The organism is Agrobacterium pusense (assembly GCF_013285525.1).
Lineage (GTDB): Bacteria > Pseudomonadota > Alphaproteobacteria > Rhizobiales > Rhizobiaceae > Agrobacterium > Agrobacterium pusense.
The window spans coordinates 1,568,891-1,585,916 of record NZ_CP053856.1 but is presented as its reverse complement, the minus strand read 5'-3'; the positions used below and the strand labels follow the sequence as shown (position 1 = coordinate 1,585,916).

Below are 17,026 nucleotides of genomic sequence, written 5' to 3'. Positions count from 1 at the left end.
TTTCCGGTAGCGCTGGAGGGCTTGGTTTCACCCCCCTCTGTCCTGCCGGACATCTCCCCCTCAAGGGGGGAGATCGACTCGCGGTTAAGGTATCGCCTATCACAACAGTTGAAAATGAAGTGCTGTCAACGCCTCTTGCCGATCTCCCCCCTTGAGGGGGAGATGCCCGGCAGGGCAGAGGGGGGTGAGCCGCAAGCACCAAGAGGCACTGTTCCCCTCAATCCCGCTGGCCCCAACAGATCACACCACTAAAATCCTGCCTGTCACATACATGTTATGCAATCATGTTTTAGCGGTCCCACCGAACAACAGGGACTGGATCCATGAAAACGCTGCTCTCCGCTTTCACCGCCATCGTATCGCTTGGCTTCATCGCCACTGCTGCCAATGCCGCCGATCTTGTGCTTTATACCAGCCAGCCGAATGAGGACGCGCAGGCGACCGTTGACGGGTTCAAGGCTGCCAATCCCGGTCTCGAAGTCGAGTGGGTGCGTGACGGAACGCCGAAAATCATGGCCAAGCTGATGGCCGAGATCAATGCCGGCAATCCGGTTGCCGACGTGCTTCTCATCGCCGATACCGTGACGCTGGAGCGCATGAAACAGGCCGGTCAGCTGCTCGCTCACAAGTCTCCCGAAGCCAAGAATATCGATGCCACGCTCTATGATGCAGACGGCTTCTATTACTCCACGAAGCTCATCACGACAGGCATAATGTACAATACGGCCGCCGCGATGAAGCCGACGAGCTGGAAAGATCTGGCGAAGGCGGAAGCCAAGGGTCTCGTGACCATGCCGAGCCCGCTGACGTCAGGTGCCGCACTGATTCACGCGCAGACGCTTGCCGCCGCAAATGGCCTCGGCTGGGATTACTACAAGCAGCTGAAGGCCAATGAAGCCATTGCCGGCGGTGGCAACGGCGCGGTGCTGAAGTCCGTCGCTTCGGGCGAAAAGGCTTACGGCGTGGTGGTCGATTACATGCCGATCCGTGAAAAGGCCAAGGGCGCACCGGTCGAATTCGTCTTCCCGGAAGAGGGCGTTTCTGCTGTCACCGAGCCGGTCGCGATCATCAAGGGCACCAAGCACGAGGAAGCGGCCAAGAAGTTTGTCGATTACGTGCTTTCGGAAAAGGGCCAGCAGGGCTTCGTCAAGCTCGGTTACATCCCTGTCCGTGCCGATGCCGGCATGCCGGAAGGTTTCCCGGCCCGCGACAAGATCAAGGTTCTGCCGCTCAGCGCTGCCGATGCACTGAAGAATTCCGAAAAGGATCTCAAGACCTTCTCCGATATTTTCGGTTCCAAGGGCTGATAAATCGGAATGACCCGTTCCAAGGCTTATGGAAACAGCCAGCCGCGCTGGCTGTTTCCTTTTGTGGTGAGTGTTGTTTTTGCGCTGAGCGCGCTGCCGCTCGGACGCCTCGCCTATACCGGCGTCGTTTCGTCACTGAATGGTGATATATGGCGACTTCTGGCCGATCCGGCGCTCTGGGATGCGGCGCTGAACACGCTCTCCACCTCGTTTTTAGGCATGCTGATTTCACTCGGAATCGGCGGCGCTTTCGCGCTCGCCCTGACGCTCTGCGACATCCGTGGCAAGTCGATTTTAAGCTTCCTTTTCATGCTGCCGATGATGATCCCGCCGCAGGTGACGGCGCTGTCGTGGATCGGCATGACCGGCCCGTCGAGTACGCTGTTGAAGGCCATCGGCCTTGCGCCGGCGATGGGTTCGCCGCAGCCGCTTTATTCCATCGCTGGCATCGCACTCTTGCTCGGTGTGCAGCACGCGCCGCTCGTCTATCTGTCGCTGCGCGCCGGGCTGCTCGCCTTGCCGCAGGATGGCATCGAGGCCGCCAAGCTTTCCGGGGCTTCACCACGGCGCGTTTTGTGCGATATCATCCTGCCGCTTTCCACGCCTGGACTGATCGCCGGTGCGGCGATCTCCTTCGTCTCCAACGTCGGCAATTTCGGCATTCCGGCGATCCTCGGCATACCCGCTTCGATCTTTACCCTGCCGACGCTCATCTACAGCCGTTTTGCCAGTTTCGGCACAAGCACATTCGGCGATATCGCCATTCTCTCGACCATGATCGCCATCATCTCCGTCGCCGGGCTTGCGCTGCAGGAACGGGCGATGAAGGGGAGGGATTACCGCATCATCGGCCTTTCCGGCAAGGCGGCGACCTTCCGGCTCGGATTGTCGCGGGTGCCGGCGGAGCTTGCCCTCTGGCTCTTGCTGTTTTTCATGCTCATCGCGCCGCTGACGGCGCTGGTGGCAAGCTCGCTCGCGCCCGCCTATGGGGTGCCGCTCAGCTTCAAGACCGCGACGCTGCATGCCTATGAAGAGTTGCTCTATCGACAGAGCGTAACCCGCACGGCGTTCCGCAACTCGCTGTTTCTGGCGACGGCGACATCCTTGTGTCTCCTGGTGGTGACAGTGCTGACGGCTTATTTCCTCGTGCGCGGTAAAAGCCGTTTCATGTTCCTGCTCTCGGCGCTGGTGGATATTCCCTATGCGCTGCCGGGCGTGGTGATCTCCGTCTCTTTCGTGCTGCTTTTCGCCGCTCCCATTCCATTGCTCGGCATTACGCTTTACGGCACGATCTGGATCATTCTGCTTGCCTATTTCTCCTCTTTCTTCGCGGTCAGCCTGAAACCAATGGTGAGCGCTTTCCTGCAATTCGATCCGTCACTGGAAGAGGCGGCAAGGCTCTCCGGCGCCGGTTTCTGGCGGCGGCTTAAGGACATTATCCTGCCGCTGGTCGGGCCCGCGGCAGGGGCTTCCGTCATCCTCGTGTTTCTGATCGCCTGCAACGAGCTGACGGTTTCGGCGCTCCTTTGGTCTGCCGGCACACAGACGCTCGGCGTGCTCATCTACAACCTCGATGACAGCGGCAGCTTCGATCTCGCCTCGGCGCTATCGGTGCTTGTCGTCATCATGGTGATTTTCCTCATGCTGCTGCTCGAAATTCTGGGGCGCTATCTGCCAAAAGGAGTTGTGCCTTGGCGAAACTGATCCTTAACCGCCTGTCGAAGAGCTTCGGTGCCGGTTCGAAACCGGCCGTGGACGATGTTTCGCTCACTGTGCGGGAAGGCGGTTTTCTGGCGCTGCTCGGACCCTCCGGCTGCGGCAAGACCACGGTGCTGCGCATGGTTGCCGGGTTCGAACAGCCGACGGATGGTTCCATCCTGCTCGGCGAGCGGGTGCTGGCCGATGCCGGCAGCATGGTGGCGCCGGAGCGGCGCAACATGGCAATGGTGTTCCAGTCCTATGCGCTGTGGCCGCACATGTCGGTTGCCGACAATGCCGGTTATCCTTTGAAGGTGCGCGGTATTACGGGCGAAAAATACCGCGAGAGGGTGCGTCAGGCGCTTGCCGCCGTCCGACTTGAGAGCTTCGCGGATCGCCGTCCCGCCGAACTTTCCGGTGGCCAGCGGCAGCGTGTTGCGCTCGCCCGCTGCCTCGTCACCGAGCCTGACGTCGTGTTGCTCGATGAACCGCTCGCCAACCTCGACCGGCATCTGCGGCAGGAAATGGAAGAGACATTTCGGGATTTCCATGCCCGTTCCGGCGCGACGATGATCTATGTCACTCACGATCAGGCGGAAGCCATGGCGCTGGCAACCGATGTCGCCGTCATGTCGCACGGCAAGCTGCTTCAGGTCGCGGCGCCTGCGGAGCTTTACGCGCGGCCGGAGGGCAGGCTGGTCGGGTCGCTGGTCGGGCAGGGGACGATCCTCAGCCTCCCACTGCCGGAAGGGGCATCGCGCGGCCTCGACTGGTCCGCAATTCGGGCGGCGATGGAGAGAGGCGCGGGAGCATCGCAGGTCGACGTGCTTGTGAGGCCGCAGGATGTGGTGCGGGATGCTGAAGGCATTGCCTGCACCGTCACCTCGGTTCTGTACGAGGGCGAGCGTTATGCCCTTCGTCTTGACCTGCCGGATGGGCAGGCGGTCAGGGCCTATTCGCGTGAAGTCGCAGCTGTGGGTGACAGGCTTCCGGTTGCCATTCGCAGCGGGTGGCGGCTTTAGAGCGCACGCACTGCCGAACGCTGGAAAGGCGGAGCGACACCGGCTAAGCTGGGGTCGCAGCAATAGGAATGATTCATGTCGCTTCGGCTTGCCACCTTCAATATCGAAAATCTTCTCACCCGTTTCGATTTCACCGGCTTTCGCAACCAGACGCGGCGCGACAGGGCGATCCAGCTTTTTGATATCAGGGACGAGGCGACCTATCAGGCCCTTGAAAGTGCGCGGATGGTCTCATCCACCGACGATACGCGCCAGCTTTCGGCGCTCGCCATCGCCGACGCGGATGCCGATATTCTCTGCCTGCAGGAAGTCGACAACATGGCGGCCCTGCAGGCCTTCGAATATGGCTATCTCTATCGCATGGTCGGCAATGGCTATCTGCAGAAATATCTGGTCGAGGGCAATGACAGCCGCGGTATCGATGTCGCGGTCGTCATGCGCGAGGAGACGCGGGATGGCGAGAAGATCGAGGTGGTCGACATCAAGAGCCATGCGGCGCTGACCTATCGCAATCTCGATCTCTTCAATCCGGAACTCGCCGCGACCAACCAGATCGATGACAAGATATTCAAACGGGATTGCCTTGAAATCGATCTGAGGATCGGCGGCAAGCCGCTGACGCTTTACGTAACGCATTTCAAGTCCATGACCAATGCCCGTGAAGCATTGGACGCCCGGCTCGGCACCATGCCGATCCGCGAGGCGGAAGCCATGGCTGTGCGCCGCATCATCGAAAATCGCTGGGGTGCGGGCAATACGCGCAACAAGAATTTCGCGATCTGCGGCGACATGAACGACTATCAGGAACGCGTCGCGATTGCCGGTGACAGGCGCAATGGCTACAGCTTCACGCCCGTCGAAGAGGCAAGAAGTGCGCTCGATGTCTTCACTGCCGACGATTTCGTCATCAATCCGATGCTGCGTCGCGATGTCATGGACCGCTGGACGCTCTATCATTCGCGGGGCCCACAGGAGCAGCATTTGTGCCAGCTTGATTACATCTGGCTTTCTCCGCGCCTGGCCGAAAGCAACGCGACGCGGGTTCCCGAAATCGTCCGCGCCGGCCAGCCTTATCGCACCATCTTTCCGCCGGGGCAGGAGGTGGAGCGTTATCCGCGCACCGGCTGGGACCGCCCCAAGGCTTCCGATCATTGCCCTGTCGTGATGACGCTGGACCTGATCTGACGTCGCCGGCGGTCGGAAACCGGTGGCTTCTAACCGTTGGCGGCTTTCGGGAAATAGGTGGCCCAGACCCGGTTGCGACCCGCGCGCTTGGCTTCATAAAGCCGGTCATCGGCAATCGCGATCAACTCGTCCCAGCTGTTGACCGCCCGCGCTTCCTGCCAGACGACGCCAAAGCTCGCCGTCAGCGACAATCCACTTTGTTCATCCACGATCTGGGCTTCGATCAGGCGGCGGAGGCGGTCGGCCGTTGCCGCTGCCGTGGCATGGCTGACATCCTGCAGCACCACGACGAATTCTTCGCCGCCATAGCGGGCAAGAATGTCGTTCTTGCGCAATGCACCCCGCAACAAAGCCGCGGTCTTTTGAAGTGCAATGTCACCCATGGCATGGCCATAACGGTCATTGATCGATTTGAAGTGGTCGATGTCGACGATCATTACGCCGAGTGACTGACACTGGTCCTCGCCCGTCAACAGGGAACGAACGGCCTTTTCGAGCGCCCGTCGGTTGAAGACGCCCGTCAGCGCATCCGTCTCGGAAAGTGCGCGTAACTGTTCGGCCAGCGCGCGCTGCTGGTTCTCCATTTCGCCCTTCTGACGAAGCTGCTCCCGCAGGAAGTCGAGTTCCTGGAACATCTTCTTCACCTCCGGGGCGACCCTGTCCTCATGCTGCGCCTCGGAAAGATCGCCCGCGGCGATGGCCGCAATCTGTGCCTGAACGGATTGCATGGGCCGGAACAGCGCTGTTTTGTAGACGGATGTGAGCCGTAGCAGGACCAGAACCGCGATACCTGCGAGAAAAAGCGATGTGGCGCCGTAGATCAGCGCTTCCTGCTGCTTCTTTTCGAGTCGCGCGCGTGTCTCGGCCAGAATGAGATCGCGCAACGTATCGGATGAACGCATCCCCGAAATATAGTTCCTGGAAAATTCAAGCACGCTCGGCTGGGCGGACGGCATGGCGATCACGATCGTATTCTGCGCGTAACGCAGCGCCTGTCCGAAATAATAGGTTTCGAGATCGCGGAATGCCCTGTCCAGTCGCGGCGTGGAAAGATAGGCGGCGGTGTAGTTGGTCAACGATGCCTTCAGTGATAGCAGGCTCTGCATCTCCGCATCGAACTTGGCGCGATAACCCAGCTTTTCCTGTCTGTTTGCCCGCAGACCCATGATCACATAGGAGCCGAGGCGGCCGATCCTGTCCCGCATGACACCGGCGGTGCCCGTCATCGCGATGTCTATCGCCACATCGGGCGTCACCTTGATGATGGCACGCGCTGCCTTGCCACGCAGCAGATTGACACTGTCGGCGGCCTTGAACATCGATGATATGGCGCCCGACATGGCCGTGTGGCTGCGTGCCGACAACGGCAGGGCGGCTACCTGATCCACCGCGTTGCGGGACTGCGCGAGTTTCTCGCGGGTCTCGGCCAGCGATTTCGCCAGCTCCGGCTGGGTCCTGATGTCGTCGGCGAAGGAAGCTTCCAGTTCCGACAGCTTGTCGTCCGTTGCCTTGCGCGCGGCAGCGAGAGCTGCGACCAAATCCTGTTCAGCGGTGGATGCGCCCATCACATTGTTCGCGGGACCGCGCTCCGCCGAAACCAGCCATGCAGACTGGAGAGCGGTTTCGAAGCGGGTGAGCTGCGCCGCGTTGGTGCGGTAACGCAGATAGTTGGAAACGCTTGGCAGCGCGGCAAGTGTGGCCAGCAGGATGGAGCTCGCGGCGATGACGATCGTGCCCGTTAGCTGAATTTTCTGTATGCTTGCGCGCATTTGATGCGTTGTTCTCACTCAATCGGGTATAATTCATCACCATTTTAGCTACGCCGCGTAAATACTTCGCTTATATTGCTGCGTTTTTGCCGTCTTGACGATCCTGCCGCCAAGCCTGCGGGCATGGTGTGGAAAAGCGCGCCGCCCGTGCTGCGCGATCAGTTTTTGCTTTACACCCGGTCAGAATCTGATACTTGGCAAGGCACTGGATTGCCCTTGTAGCTCAGTTGGTAGAGCACCTGATTTGTAATCAGGGGGTCGCGGGTTCGAACCCTGCCGGGGGCACCAGTATTTTCAAGGATTTGGCCTGTCTTTCATACGCACTGCACGACTGATGTTCGTGCAGCGGCTATGGCTTTATGTGATAGAGCTTGTGCACGATCGTCCAGTTGCCGTCGTGCTCCAGCAGGGACAGATATTCGTAAAAATCCATACCGTCGAACCGGGTTGTCAGCTTTACCGAGGCGCTGTCTCCCTCCTTGTCGATGCCGAGGATTTCGAAGGCGGGGTCGTGATCGGGAAGGCCGCGTTCGGTTTTGCGGACCTGATCGACAAAGTCCTCCAGAGACAGCCATTCAGTCGCGCCTTCGAATGTGCCGACGATGCTGGCGCGCGGGTCAAAAACATCGCGCATCAGGCCTTCATCCGCATAGGCCATGGCGTGCACATAATCCGTCACGGTCTGGGTAATGGTTTGCGGCATCGGATCGTCCCTCCCTCGGATCCAAAAGGGGAGCTTACACCCCTTGGCGACATTCCACCATAACCTCCTGAAAATGCGCTTGTTCGGGGCACATGACGATCTCTCGTGGCGGCCAGTGCTGGAGGCGGTTCCGATGCCGGTCGACGTTTTGCGGCCACTGTCCACAATTTTGTCCCGGCTGTCGTTATAGTCGCCTTGGGTCCGACAAATTTCGGCATCAAGGGCTTTTTCGCCAGAGAGACCCTCTCGTGCGGGAGCGCGTAAATTCGTGTTCTGCCGGTTTAAGCGCCGTCGCGGGGTGCCGAACGGGGCGGATTTGGCCTATGATCCGGTTGCTGACCGGTTGAGAGTGGTAGCAGCGTGCGGGTAACAGATTGCGTTTGAAGGTGTTTTTGTGATTGATCCCTATGTTTTGCTTGGCGTGGAGCGGGATGCCGACGAGGCGGCGATCAAGTCGGCCTACCGCAAGGTTGCGAAGGCTGCTCATCCCGACAGCGGTGGCGATGCCGAGCAGTTCGCGCGCCTGCAGACAGCCTATGAACTTCTGAAGGATCCCGTGCGCCGCAAGGTCTTCGATGACACGGGTTACGATCCGCAGCTTGCCGATGCCAAGGATCTCAAGGGCCTGCTGATGCTGGAAACGCTGGTCAATGAATTCATTCTGGATGAGCGGGAACCCGGCAGTTTTGATCCCGTGGCTGCCATGCGCCGTAAGCTGACCGACGATATTCTGAAAAGCCGCTTCCATATTCTGGAACTCGAACGGCACCGTACCCGGGTGCGTAAACATATGGACCGTCTCGGACGGAAGCCGGAAACCGATGTGCTGAGTTCGATGCTCCGCGCCCGAAGCCAGTCCATAGCCGAAGCCATACGCAACGCGGAGGCGCAGATCGAGGCGATAGAACAGGCCTATACCATGCTCGAGGGCTATTCCTACGAGCTGGAGAGCGTGACGCTCGCCGAGCCGTTGCTGAAGGGCGAGGCGGCGGAGTAACTGCCTGTCATGGGCCGTTGACGAGGGCGAGTATAAGCTGGTGAACCCGCCCGCCCGGGGACAGCTCATCCCGGTCGAAATCTCGGCCGCGTTGCCGCTGCTCGTTGGAAAGCTCACCCAACCTTTGCTGCAGAACAGCGCGCACCTTCTGGCATTTGGGATCGTCTTCCGCCCGTAGCCCGGTGCTGAAGGCTTCGATCTTTCTCACCATATCGAGAATGTGCTGGCCATGAACTCGCTCATGGGTTTCCACCCCGGAAATGAAGGTCTTCCAGCTGGCGGCGACGGCGGCCGGCAGATGGGCAGGTGCCTTTGGCCAGGTGTAGATGATGGTGAGATTGGGTCTGGCACTGGCCAGCACACAGGCACCGTCGGGCTGCGGTCGGTAGTCTCTCCGCCACGTCAGCTTGAAGGTGGTGTGGGCAATGGCCTGCACGCCCGCAGTCGGGCCGCGCTCGCCGATGGACTGATAAAGCGCACCGCCCGTATTGCCGCTGACGGCATAGGTCTTTATCTGCTCGGCGGGTTTCCAGCCGGTGGACTGTGCCGATAGCGGGAGAGCGCTCAGCAACATGATTGCGGCGGTGACGGTGAATTTGGGGAGGCTGTTGACGGGCACGCATCGATCCTTGCAGGTTGCGCGCCGAAGATAGGCGAGAGGCGGGCAGTGAGGCAAGGGTGCGGGCGGTGGGAATGCTGCCTGATGTTCAGACTTCCACGCATGAAAACCCCCGCGCCGGAGCGCGGGGGGACAAGCCTCGACTGCAGGGGTAATCAGTCGTCCAGCTTGTCGTAATCGAGCTTCGGAGCGTTCTGCAGTGCATCCTTGGTGGTATCGACAAAGGCCTTCCATGTGCCGTTGTCATTATGAACGGCCACGGAGGCCGGATCGAGCACCACATAGCTCTTGTCGATGCCCAGGAAGCCGCCAACGCTGGCCACGAGGCCGATCACCGCCTTGCCATCGCCGATCACGACGTCTTCGATTTCGCCGATGTTTTCATTCTGGGCGTTATAGATATCCATGCCATCAAGCTGGGAAGCGGTGAGATCGGTCTTCTGGACATTGACGAACTTCAGCGGGCCGGTTGCCTTCGTACCCATGGTAATGCCGGGGCCCGACAAGGTCGCATCCGCGCCGGCAGCAGGAGCCGTGGCAGCCGTCTGGGCAAATGCCACGGAAGAGGAGAGCGCTGCTGCGGCAGCGAGAGCGATGACATTGATTTTCATGATGTTTCTTCCCTTTTTATGCTGAACATTGCGTTCGGAGAAGAAACGGTGAGGAGCCGATTTGGTTCCTCATGGGATGACACGAAAATTTGGTCTATGGTGAAAAAGAAACAGGCGTGCGTCGAAATTGGGAGGATGTCATGGCGAAAAACACGGTGACTGAAGATGCGGAGCAGACCGCACCATCAGACTTCATCGACCGGAAGATCGCGGAGCTGGGCGACTGGCGCGGCGAGACGCTCGCGCGTGTTCGCGCGGTGATCCAGAAGGCCGATCCGGAAGTAGTGGAAGAGGTGAAGTGGCGCGGCGTTCCGGTCTGGTCGCATGCGGGCATTCTCTGCACCGGCGAAACCTATAAAAGCGCGGTGAAGATGACATTTGCGAAGGGCGCCTCTCTGGAGGACCCGTCAGGCCTGTTCAATTCGAGCCTTGAGGGCAACACGCGGCGCGCCATCGATTTTCACGAGGGCGATGTCGTTGATGAGGAGGCGCTGGCAGCGCTGATCCGCGCTGCGGTGGCGTTGAACGTGGCCGGAAAAAGCGGAAAGAAGCGGGGATAAGGCCGGGCGGTGTCACCGGCAAAGAACGACAGATCATGATTTAATCGCGGTTGGCATCCGCTGTCTTGTCCCACTCTCCGTCGATGAATTTCAGCGCATCGATGATCGAAACCTTCCACACGGACCAGACGTGGTCGCCATCCGTCACCCGCAGTTCGGATTTGCGGTTGTCCGCCTGCAGGGTCTCATGCAGGGCAATGGCACCGCGCCAGAGGAAGAAGCCATCGTCATCTCCCACAGTCAAATAGGTGGCGGGGAGATCCTGACTTTCTGCGACATGCTGTGCGACGAGGGTGAAGACATTCTTTTCGTTAAAGAGACGTGCATCGAAAGGGGTGCCGAAGGCACCGGAGAAATGATCACCGGTTGAGGGAAGCACGATGCCGCTGGTGACGGTGGTGCGGTCGACGCGGTGGAAAAAGGCGCTATCCTGAATGAGCTTGAGTTCGGCGGGTGTCTTGTCGAGATCGGAGGCGGGCACGTTTTGCCAGATGGCGCCGGACAGGCTGGCGACGGCGCCATAGAGGTCCTCGTGGCCATAGGCGAGATGCAGGGAGCCGAAACCGCCCATGGAAAGGCCGGCAATGGCGCGGCCTTGACGATCTTTTCGCACCGGCAGCGTTTTTTCGATCTGGTGGCGCAGATCGCCGGTGAGGGCGGTCTCGTAATCGCCGGGACCGCCGACGGCGGCAGAATCCACATACCAGCTGTTTTTCACGCCGGGCATCACGACAACCAGAGGGCGGATGGCGCCAGCCTCGATGAGCGTGTCGAGCGTCTTTTCGATATTGCCGAGATCGCGCCAGCTGTTCTGGTCGCCGTCATGGCCGTGCAGGAGGTAAAGTACAGGCCAGCCGTTTTCGGGCGGCGGACCTTCGGGGCGATAGATATTGACAGGGAGCGGCGCGTTCAGGGCGGCGCTGTGAAAGGTGGCGTCTTCGATATGGCCGGCGAAAGCTGAACCGGAGGACATGAACAGACAGAAGGCCATAAGGTTTCTCTGATACACATGGCTCTCCTGTCATCATTCCGGAAAACGATCAACGTTCCCCGGGCCTACGCGTTCCTGATTTCATAATGTTACGGCAATGTTGTTCGCGCAAGTTTGCGCGCGGTCTGGCGATTGCGACGCCGCAAACGTGGTTTGACAAGCCCACTTCATTAAGCTGCTTTTTTCAGGTTCCAACAGGATGACATTGCCATTATCGCGTTTTGCCTGCCTGTCTGTTTTTCTACTGTTCCTCGCCGGTTGCATGACCGTACCGATTTCCAGCATTCCCAAGCTGATGCGGCAGGATTTTCTGACGATGGATTTCGAGCATGTGCGGGTCGGATTGCAACTGCCAGCCAATCTTTCCCTCCGGTCCGGTGACGCGGTGATGATCACCCGCAGCAGGACGGACGGCGCGGCCGAAGAAACCGTTGCGACCTACGCGCTGGTGGCGGATACGGATGCGGCTGCGCTCGCTAAATTCCGGCCGGAAAAACGGGATGGTATGTTGGCGAGCGTATGGCGGGTAAAGCCCGAAGACGTCGGAAGGCTCGCGGAGCTACAGGAGCGGGTGCGCCGTTCCCGCGCTCAGGGTCCACGTATCAGAGGCAGCACCGAGATCAAGATCGTGAAAGCCTGCTTCAAAGGCACGTTTCCCGCTGGCCCGATCTATTCCTCGATCTATATGAAACCGGCGGAAAACGAAGACTATATTCCCACATCGCTTGATGCGGATCTGGTCAAGCTGTTCGGGGCAACCGCGGTCAAGTCGCTGATCACGCCTTGTGAAGGCTGACAGGCGCCGCCGGCATGCGCAGACGGCGCTGACATGAACGATGGGAGCCTTAGCCGCTGTTCATGTCAGGCGGGCCTCGCACAGAGCGCATCAGCGGCCCGGACGGCCAGTCTTACCCTTGGTCCGGCTTTTGCGCTTCTGCTCGCCGGCATCTTCATAGGAACCGGCGCCGATCTTGCCACGGACCAGCGGCCGCGGATCGTCTGTGGCGCGTTCGGGCTGGCCTTCCAGCAGGGGGGAGAACCTCTTGCCGGGTTCGGTCGCGGGCTTATCGGGCACCGCGCCCCTTACGGGCTTTTCGGTCCGACCCACGGTCATCTCGTCCAGCGTGTTCTTGCGGAAAAGCGGTTTTCCTGCGTCGGAGCCCGGACCCATCTCGTCCAGCGAAGGTTTGGCGAAGAGAGACTTCCCGCTTTCGTTCGTGGAAGCGGCATCCCCGTCTGCCCTGCCGGCTGTCTCCCCCTCAGGGGAGGAAATCGACAAGTGGCTCCGTCTGTTGTTTTTCCCGCCACCCTCGACCGCACGTGCTTCTTCCTTGGCCATGGGGTCGTCCATGGTGGCAAGCTCGGCTGCCTTGAGGCGTTTGATTTCGTCGCGCAAGCGGGCGGCCTTTTCAAAGTCGAGGTCCGCTGCGGCGTCGCGCATGGATTTTTCCAGCGCGTTGAGATGGGCCTGGAGATTGTTGCCGACCAGATGACCGCCATCGGCGAAGCCCTTGCCGGAAACGCCTGAAATATCGGCTCTTACGTGGTCGCGTTCATATACGGAATCAAGAATGTCGGAGATCCTCGCCTTGACCGATTCCGGCGTGATGCCATGTTCCTGGTTATAGGCCATCTGCTTTTCACGGCGGCGGGAGGTTTCCTCCATCGCCCGCTTCATCGAACCGGTGATATTGTCGGCATAAAGGATGACCTTGCCATCGACGTTACGCGCGGCGCGGCCGATGGTCTGGATCAGCGAGGTCTCCGAGCGCAGGAAGCCTTCCTTGTCTGCGTCGAGGATGGCTACGAAACCACATTCCGGAATATCGAGACCCTCGCGCAGCAGGTTGATGCCGACGAGCACGTCGAAAGCGCCGAGCCGCAGGTCGCGGATGATCTCGATGCGCTCCAGCGTGTCAATATCGGAGTGCATGTAACGGACGCGGACACCCTGTTCATGCAGATATTCGGTGAGGTCTTCGGCCATCCGCTTGGTCAGCACGGTGCAGAGCGTGCGGTAGCCCTTGGCGGCGGTCTCGCGGATTTCGCCGAGAACATCGTCCACCTGGGTGCGGGCGGAGCGGACTTCGACCGGAGGATCGATGAGGCCGGTCGGACGGATGACCTGTTCGGCAAAAACGCCGCCGGATTGCTCCATTTCCCAGCCTCCGGGGGTGGCGGAGACGGAAATGGTCTGCGGGCGCATGGCGTCCCATTCCTCGAAGCGCAGGGGACGGTTGTCCATGCACGAGGGCAGGCGGAAGCCATATTCGGCCAGCGTTGCCTTGCGGCGGAAGTCGCCGCGATACATGCCGCCGATCTGAGGAACGGTGACGTGGCTTTCGTCGATGAAGATCAGCGCATTGTCGGGAATATACTCGAACAGGGTCGGCGGCGGCTCGCCCGGATTGCGGCCGGTGAGATAGCGTGAATAGTTTTCGATGCCGGCGCAGGAGCCCGTGGCCTCCAGCATCTCCACATCGTAGCGCGTGCGCTGTTCCAGACGCTGGGCTTCCAGCAGGCGGCCGGCTTTTTCAAGCTCGGCGAGGCGCAGCTTCAGCTCTTCCTTGATCGACTTGATCGCTCCGTTCAGCGTCGGGCGCGGTGTCACATAGTGCGAATTGGCGTAAATCTTCACCGATTGCAGGTCGCCGGTCTTATGGCCGGTCAGCGGGTCGAATTCGGTGATGGATTCAATCTCGTCACCCCACATGGAAATGCGCCAGGCCGCATCTTCAAGGTGGGCGGGGAAGATTTCGATCGTATCACCGCGCACGCGGAAGGAGCCGCGCACGAAGTTGATGTCCTGCCGCTTGTATTGCTGGGCCACGAGGTCGGCAAGAAGCTGGCGTTGATCCAGCTTGTCGCCCACCTGCATCTGGAAGGTCATGGCCGTATAGGTCTCGACCGAACCGATACCATAGATACAGGAAACCGAAGCGACGATGATACAGTCGTCACGTTCGAGAATGGCGCGGGTTGCGGCGTGGCGCATACGGTCGATCTGCTCGTTGATCGACGATTCCTTCTCGATATAGGTGTCGGAACGCGGCACATAGGCTTCCGGCTGGTAATAATCGTAATAGGAAACGAAATACTCCACCGCATTGTTTGGAAAGAAGTTTTTGAATTCGGAATAGAGCTGGGCCGCCAGCGTCTTGTTGGGCGCAAGAATAACGGCCGGACGCTGTGTGGCCTCGATCACCTTGGCCATGGTGAAGGTCTTGCCGGAGCCGGTGACGCCGAGCAGCACCTGCGAGCGGTCGCCGGAATTGAGGCCTTCGACGAGATCGGCAATGGCGGTCGGCTGATCGCCGGATGGCTTGTAGTCCGTCACCATCTCGATGGCGATGCCGCCTTCCGATTTCGGCGGACGGGCCGGCCTGTGGGGTGTCCACAGCTTGCCATCCTTGAAGAGCGGGTTGCCGCTTTCAATCAATTTAGAAAGCGCGTCCACCGTCGCCGTCACCGCGCCCGGTGCCAGGGACTGGGCATCCTCCAAGGAGACATCGAGCCCTGCCACAGGATTGAGACCCGCGGCGGCGCGCGTTTTCGGATCGCTCGACGCGCCGATCGAAACGCCGCGCGCCGTTTTGGACGCGGTGGTCTTTTTCGCCGTCTTTGTGGCGGCCTTTTCCGCTTCCTTGCGCGCTTCTATTTCGATCTTCTTGCGGTGCTTGCCCGCCTTCGAAGCGATTTCGCGCTGGGTCTCCACGGAGGATGCTTCCGCTTCCGCCTCAAGTTGCTTGACCCAATCGGCAACGCTGCCGCCGAGCGGGGCGCCTTCGAATGACGATTGCGGAGCTTCCTCGAAGCCCGAGGGCGAGGACGTGGAGTTTTTCGGTGATCTGGCCATGGGCGAAATATGGAGAGAGTCACGCGCAAAGGGAAGGGGAGACAGTGAAAAAATGAGTACAAAAAGGAAACGGAGCATGCGGAACAAAATTCCGCCGGATGCGTTGCGTAGCGGCTGAACACGGCCTTGCCGCGATCCGTAGAAATCGATTCCGGTTTTCGGCCGGATGCGCTAGAGCAAATCCATTACGGCAGGATGAGGGATCCCCTCAGACTGCCTTCTTCCGCTGCATTTTACGACATCCCTCTTTTTTCCAGGACCCATCATGCCGTTCTCAATCAGCCCTGCCCACATCTGGCCTGTCCTGATGCTCATCGCCTCCAATGTTTTCATGACCTTCGCCTGGTACGGCCACCTCAAGCACAAGGGCAGCGCGCTCTTTCTGGCGATTGTCGCCAGCTGGGGCATCGCCTTTTTCGAGTATGTGCTCGCCGTTCCCGCGAACCGCATCGGTTCGGAGGTTTACTCCACCGCACAGCTCAAGACCATTCAGGAGGTCATCACGCTCGCGGTCTTCGCGCTGTTTTCGATCTTCTGGCTGAAGGAAAGCATCACCATCAACCATGTCATCGGCTTTGCGCTGATCGCTTTCGGTGCTTCCTTCATTTTCCGGTCCTGAATAGGAAGAGACCCGCGCTTTGCCTGCCCAGAACCATCGCAACGGACAAGAGGTGATGTATCGATGAAAATACGGCCTGCAAGACTTGACGATGCAAAGGGAATGGCAGCGGTTCAAAACGAGATATTCGCGGCCGGCCTTCGAAAAGCGCCGACGGACGTCGCGGCGGTGCTGGAGAATTACATCCAGCACGCCGACCGTATCGAGTGTTCGGTCGCGGAGGATGAAGACGGGCATATCCTGGGCTTCCAGTCGCTGCGTTATGCACGGGCGGACAATCCCTATGGCGTGGCGGAAGGGTGGGGCATCATCGGCACCCATGTCAGTCCGCAGGCGGCGCGAAGAGGCGTTGGATCCGCCCTCTTCGCCGCGACGCGCAGGGCGGCGGAGGCGCGGGGCCTCAAGAATATCGACGCCAGCATCGGCGCGGACAATGCGCTCGGGCAGAGTTATTATGATGCCATGGGCTTCATGACCTACCGCCAGCCGGAAGGGTTGGTCTGCAAGGTTTACCGACTGGACTAGATGCGGCGTGCCGCTGCCGGTCGGATATTGCTCTGATGGTCAGCTGCGATTGTCGTTTTCGGAATATTGCAGGCGGGCCTTGCAGATGCGGACGTGGTTTTCGTCGGCCCATTGGACCAGCAATTGCATCGGTACCAGAAACGAGCGGCCAAGACCTGTCAGCTCATACTCCACGCGCGGCGGCACCTCGGCATAAAGCGTGCGCCGGATGAATCCATCCTCCTCCAGCCGCTTCAGCGTACGGGACAACATCTGCTTGGAAATGTCGTCAATCCTGCGGTTCAACTCGTTGAAGCGCAGCACGCCGCCCTGCAGCGCTTCGAGAACCAGAAGGCTCCATTGGTCTCCGATGCGGTCCAGCACATCCCGAATGGGGCAGGGCTGCTCGAAGTCGAAGATTTCTTTCGCCTGCGTATCCGACATTTCGATTACCCCATATCCTTGCAGGTCATCGCCATGTGACCAGATCACCGGCTGCTGACTTCTTGCGGCCGGGGACGCGATACCATAGCTCTTTCTTTCGGTCTATTATTTAGACCAACGACAATAGCAACAAAAGGAAGA

16 protein-coding genes and 1 tRNA gene are annotated in these 17,026 nt (G+C 59.8%); 10 read left to right on the top strand and 7 right to left on the bottom strand.

All coding sequences use genetic code 11. From position 1 onward, the window contains the following. The first annotated feature begins 323 nt into the window (after positions 1-323). The 4 genes from HQN82_RS07865 (at position 324) to HQN82_RS07850 (ending at position 5,212) form a co-directional block, all read left to right on the top strand. Positions 324-1,307 (top strand): ABC transporter substrate-binding protein, encoded by a 984-nt coding sequence (locus tag HQN82_RS07865; protein WP_173614737.1) that lies wholly within the window; start codon positions 324-326, stop codon positions 1,305-1,307. A 9-nt stretch (positions 1,308-1,316) separates the two neighbouring features. Beyond that, entirely contained in the window at positions 1,317-3,011 is a 1,695-nt protein-coding gene (locus HQN82_RS07860) for an ABC transporter permease (protein WP_173614736.1), read from the top strand. Further along, on the top strand, positions 2,999-4,027 hold the full coding sequence (locus HQN82_RS07855; RefSeq protein ID WP_173614735.1) for an ABC transporter ATP-binding protein: 1,029 nt from the start codon (positions 2,999-3,001) through the stop codon (positions 4,025-4,027). The genes HQN82_RS07860 and HQN82_RS07855 overlap by 13 nt, the downstream gene beginning before the upstream one ends. A gap of 75 nt (positions 4,028-4,102) precedes the next feature. Then, entirely contained in the window at positions 4,103-5,212 is a 1,110-nt protein-coding gene (locus tag HQN82_RS07850; protein ID WP_072494609.1) for an endonuclease/exonuclease/phosphatase family protein, read from the top strand. 29 nt (positions 5,213-5,241) lie between these two features. Here HQN82_RS07850 and HQN82_RS07845 read toward each other — a convergent pair whose 3' ends face one another. After that, positions 5,242-6,981: a GGDEF domain-containing protein gene (locus HQN82_RS07845; RefSeq protein WP_173614734.1), complete on the bottom strand. Its 1,740-nt coding sequence runs from the start codon at positions 6,979-6,981 to the stop codon at positions 5,242-5,244. Between the two features lie 212 nt (positions 6,982-7,193). Between HQN82_RS07845 and HQN82_RS07840 the strand changes: the two genes are divergently transcribed. Then, positions 7,194-7,269 (top strand) — tRNA-Thr (locus HQN82_RS07840). 61 nt (positions 7,270-7,330) lie between these two features. Here HQN82_RS07840 and HQN82_RS07835 read toward each other — a convergent pair. Beyond that, a complete protein-coding gene (locus HQN82_RS07835; protein ID WP_004442686.1) occupies positions 7,331-7,684 on the bottom strand; it encodes a nuclear transport factor 2 family protein in 354 nt (117 codons plus the stop codon). Positions 7,685-8,078: 394 nt separating this feature from the next. Here HQN82_RS07835 and HQN82_RS07830 point away from each other — a divergent pair, with 394 nt between their 5' ends. Then, positions 8,079-8,681: a J domain-containing protein gene (locus HQN82_RS07830; protein ID WP_003522436.1), complete on the top strand. Its 603-nt coding sequence runs from the start codon at positions 8,079-8,081 to the stop codon at positions 8,679-8,681. A gap of 7 nt (positions 8,682-8,688) precedes the next feature. Here the strand turns inward: HQN82_RS07830 and HQN82_RS07825 are convergent, their stop codons facing one another. Together HQN82_RS07825 and HQN82_RS07820 are read right to left on the bottom strand one after the other, a co-directional pair. Then, positions 8,689-9,255, bottom strand: coding sequence for a DUF922 domain-containing Zn-dependent protease (locus tag HQN82_RS07825; protein WP_420093932.1), 567 nt, complete (start codon positions 9,253-9,255; stop codon positions 8,689-8,691). Positions 9,256-9,455: 200 nt separating this feature from the next. Then, on the bottom strand, positions 9,456-9,911 hold the full coding sequence (locus HQN82_RS07820; protein ID WP_004442682.1) for a PRC-barrel domain-containing protein: 456 nt from the start codon (positions 9,909-9,911) through the stop codon (positions 9,456-9,458). A gap of 140 nt (positions 9,912-10,051) precedes the next feature. On the opposite strand from HQN82_RS07820, the gene HQN82_RS07815 reads away from it, so the two are divergent. Further along, complete coding sequence (locus tag HQN82_RS07815) at positions 10,052-10,471, top strand: DUF1801 domain-containing protein (RefSeq protein ID WP_004442680.1); 420 nt, start codon at positions 10,052-10,054, stop codon at positions 10,469-10,471. Positions 10,472-10,511: 40 nt separating this feature from the next. On the opposite strand, the gene HQN82_RS07810 is transcribed toward HQN82_RS07815, so the two are convergent. Beyond that, a complete protein-coding gene (locus HQN82_RS07810) occupies positions 10,512-11,462 on the bottom strand; it encodes an alpha/beta hydrolase (protein ID WP_427832745.1) in 951 nt (316 codons plus the stop codon). Between the two features lie 199 nt (positions 11,463-11,661). Here HQN82_RS07810 and HQN82_RS07805 point away from each other — a divergent pair, with 199 nt between their 5' ends. After that, positions 11,662-12,258 carry a hypothetical protein gene (locus tag HQN82_RS07805; RefSeq protein WP_004442676.1) on the top strand — a complete coding sequence of 199 codons (597 nt, stop codon included), beginning with the start codon at positions 11,662-11,664 and terminating at the stop codon, positions 12,256-12,258. A 90-nt stretch (positions 12,259-12,348) separates the two neighbouring features. Here HQN82_RS07805 and uvrB read toward each other — a convergent pair whose 3' ends face one another. Continuing rightward, positions 12,349-15,318 carry an excinuclease ABC subunit UvrB gene (gene uvrB / locus HQN82_RS07800; protein WP_107339400.1) on the bottom strand — a complete coding sequence of 990 codons (2,970 nt, stop codon included), beginning with the start codon at positions 15,316-15,318 and terminating at the stop codon, positions 12,349-12,351. Positions 15,319-15,583: 265 nt separating this feature from the next. Here uvrB and HQN82_RS07795 point away from each other — a divergent pair, with 265 nt between their 5' ends. Further along, positions 15,584-15,937, top strand: a complete 354-nt coding sequence (locus HQN82_RS07795) for a DMT family protein (protein ID WP_003507620.1) — start codon at positions 15,584-15,586, stop codon at positions 15,935-15,937. A gap of 102 nt (positions 15,938-16,039) precedes the next feature. Next, complete coding sequence (locus HQN82_RS07790; protein WP_081859515.1) at positions 16,040-16,462, top strand: GNAT family N-acetyltransferase; 423 nt, start codon at positions 16,040-16,042, stop codon at positions 16,460-16,462. 39 nt (positions 16,463-16,501) lie between these two features. Here HQN82_RS07790 and HQN82_RS07785 read toward each other — a convergent pair whose 3' ends face one another. Next, the gene (locus tag HQN82_RS07785) at positions 16,502-16,885 is read right to left on the bottom strand and encodes a winged helix-turn-helix transcriptional regulator (protein ID WP_112766498.1); all 384 of its coding nucleotides are present in this window, start codon (positions 16,883-16,885) and stop codon (positions 16,502-16,504) included. Positions 16,886-17,026 lie beyond the last annotated feature (141 nt).

Bases quoted from the DNA above. Each gene is read 5' to 3' on its own strand.
- HQN82_RS07805 (WP_004442676.1), top strand. From the start codon at position 11,662: ATGACATTGCCATTATCGCGTTTTGCCTGCCTGTCTGTTTTTCTACTG.
- HQN82_RS07835 (WP_004442686.1), bottom strand. From the start codon at position 7,684: ATGCCGCAAACCATTACCCAGACCGTGACGGATTATGTGCACGCCATG.
- HQN82_RS07820 (WP_004442682.1), bottom strand. From the start codon at position 9,911: ATGAAAATCAATGTCATCGCTCTCGCTGCCGCAGCAGCGCTCTCCTCT.
- HQN82_RS07795 (WP_003507620.1), top strand. From the start codon at position 15,584: ATGCCGTTCTCAATCAGCCCTGCCCACATCTGGCCTGTCCTGATGCTC.
- HQN82_RS07810 (WP_427832745.1), bottom strand. From the start codon at position 11,462: ATGGCCTTCTGTCTGTTCATGTCCTCCGGTTCAGCTTTCGCCGGCCAT.
- uvrB (WP_107339400.1), bottom strand. From the start codon at position 15,318: ATGGCCAGATCACCGAAAAACTCCACGTCCTCGCCCTCGGGCTTCGAG.
- HQN82_RS07850 (WP_072494609.1), top strand. From the start codon at position 4,103: ATGTCGCTTCGGCTTGCCACCTTCAATATCGAAAATCTTCTCACCCGT.
- HQN82_RS07860 (WP_173614736.1), top strand. From the start codon at position 1,317: ATGACCCGTTCCAAGGCTTATGGAAACAGCCAGCCGCGCTGGCTGTTT.
- HQN82_RS07815 (WP_004442680.1), top strand. From the start codon at position 10,052: ATGGCGAAAAACACGGTGACTGAAGATGCGGAGCAGACCGCACCATCA.
- HQN82_RS07785 (WP_112766498.1), bottom strand. From the start codon at position 16,885: ATGTCGGATACGCAGGCGAAAGAAATCTTCGACTTCGAGCAGCCCTGC.
- HQN82_RS07790 (WP_081859515.1), top strand. From the start codon at position 16,040: ATGGCAGCGGTTCAAAACGAGATATTCGCGGCCGGCCTTCGAAAAGCG.
- HQN82_RS07845 (WP_173614734.1), bottom strand. From the start codon at position 6,981: ATGCGCGCAAGCATACAGAAAATTCAGCTAACGGGCACGATCGTCATC.
- HQN82_RS07865 (WP_173614737.1), top strand. From the start codon at position 324: ATGAAAACGCTGCTCTCCGCTTTCACCGCCATCGTATCGCTTGGCTTC.
- HQN82_RS07825 (WP_420093932.1), bottom strand. From the start codon at position 9,255: ATGTTGCTGAGCGCTCTCCCGCTATCGGCACAGTCCACCGGCTGGAAA.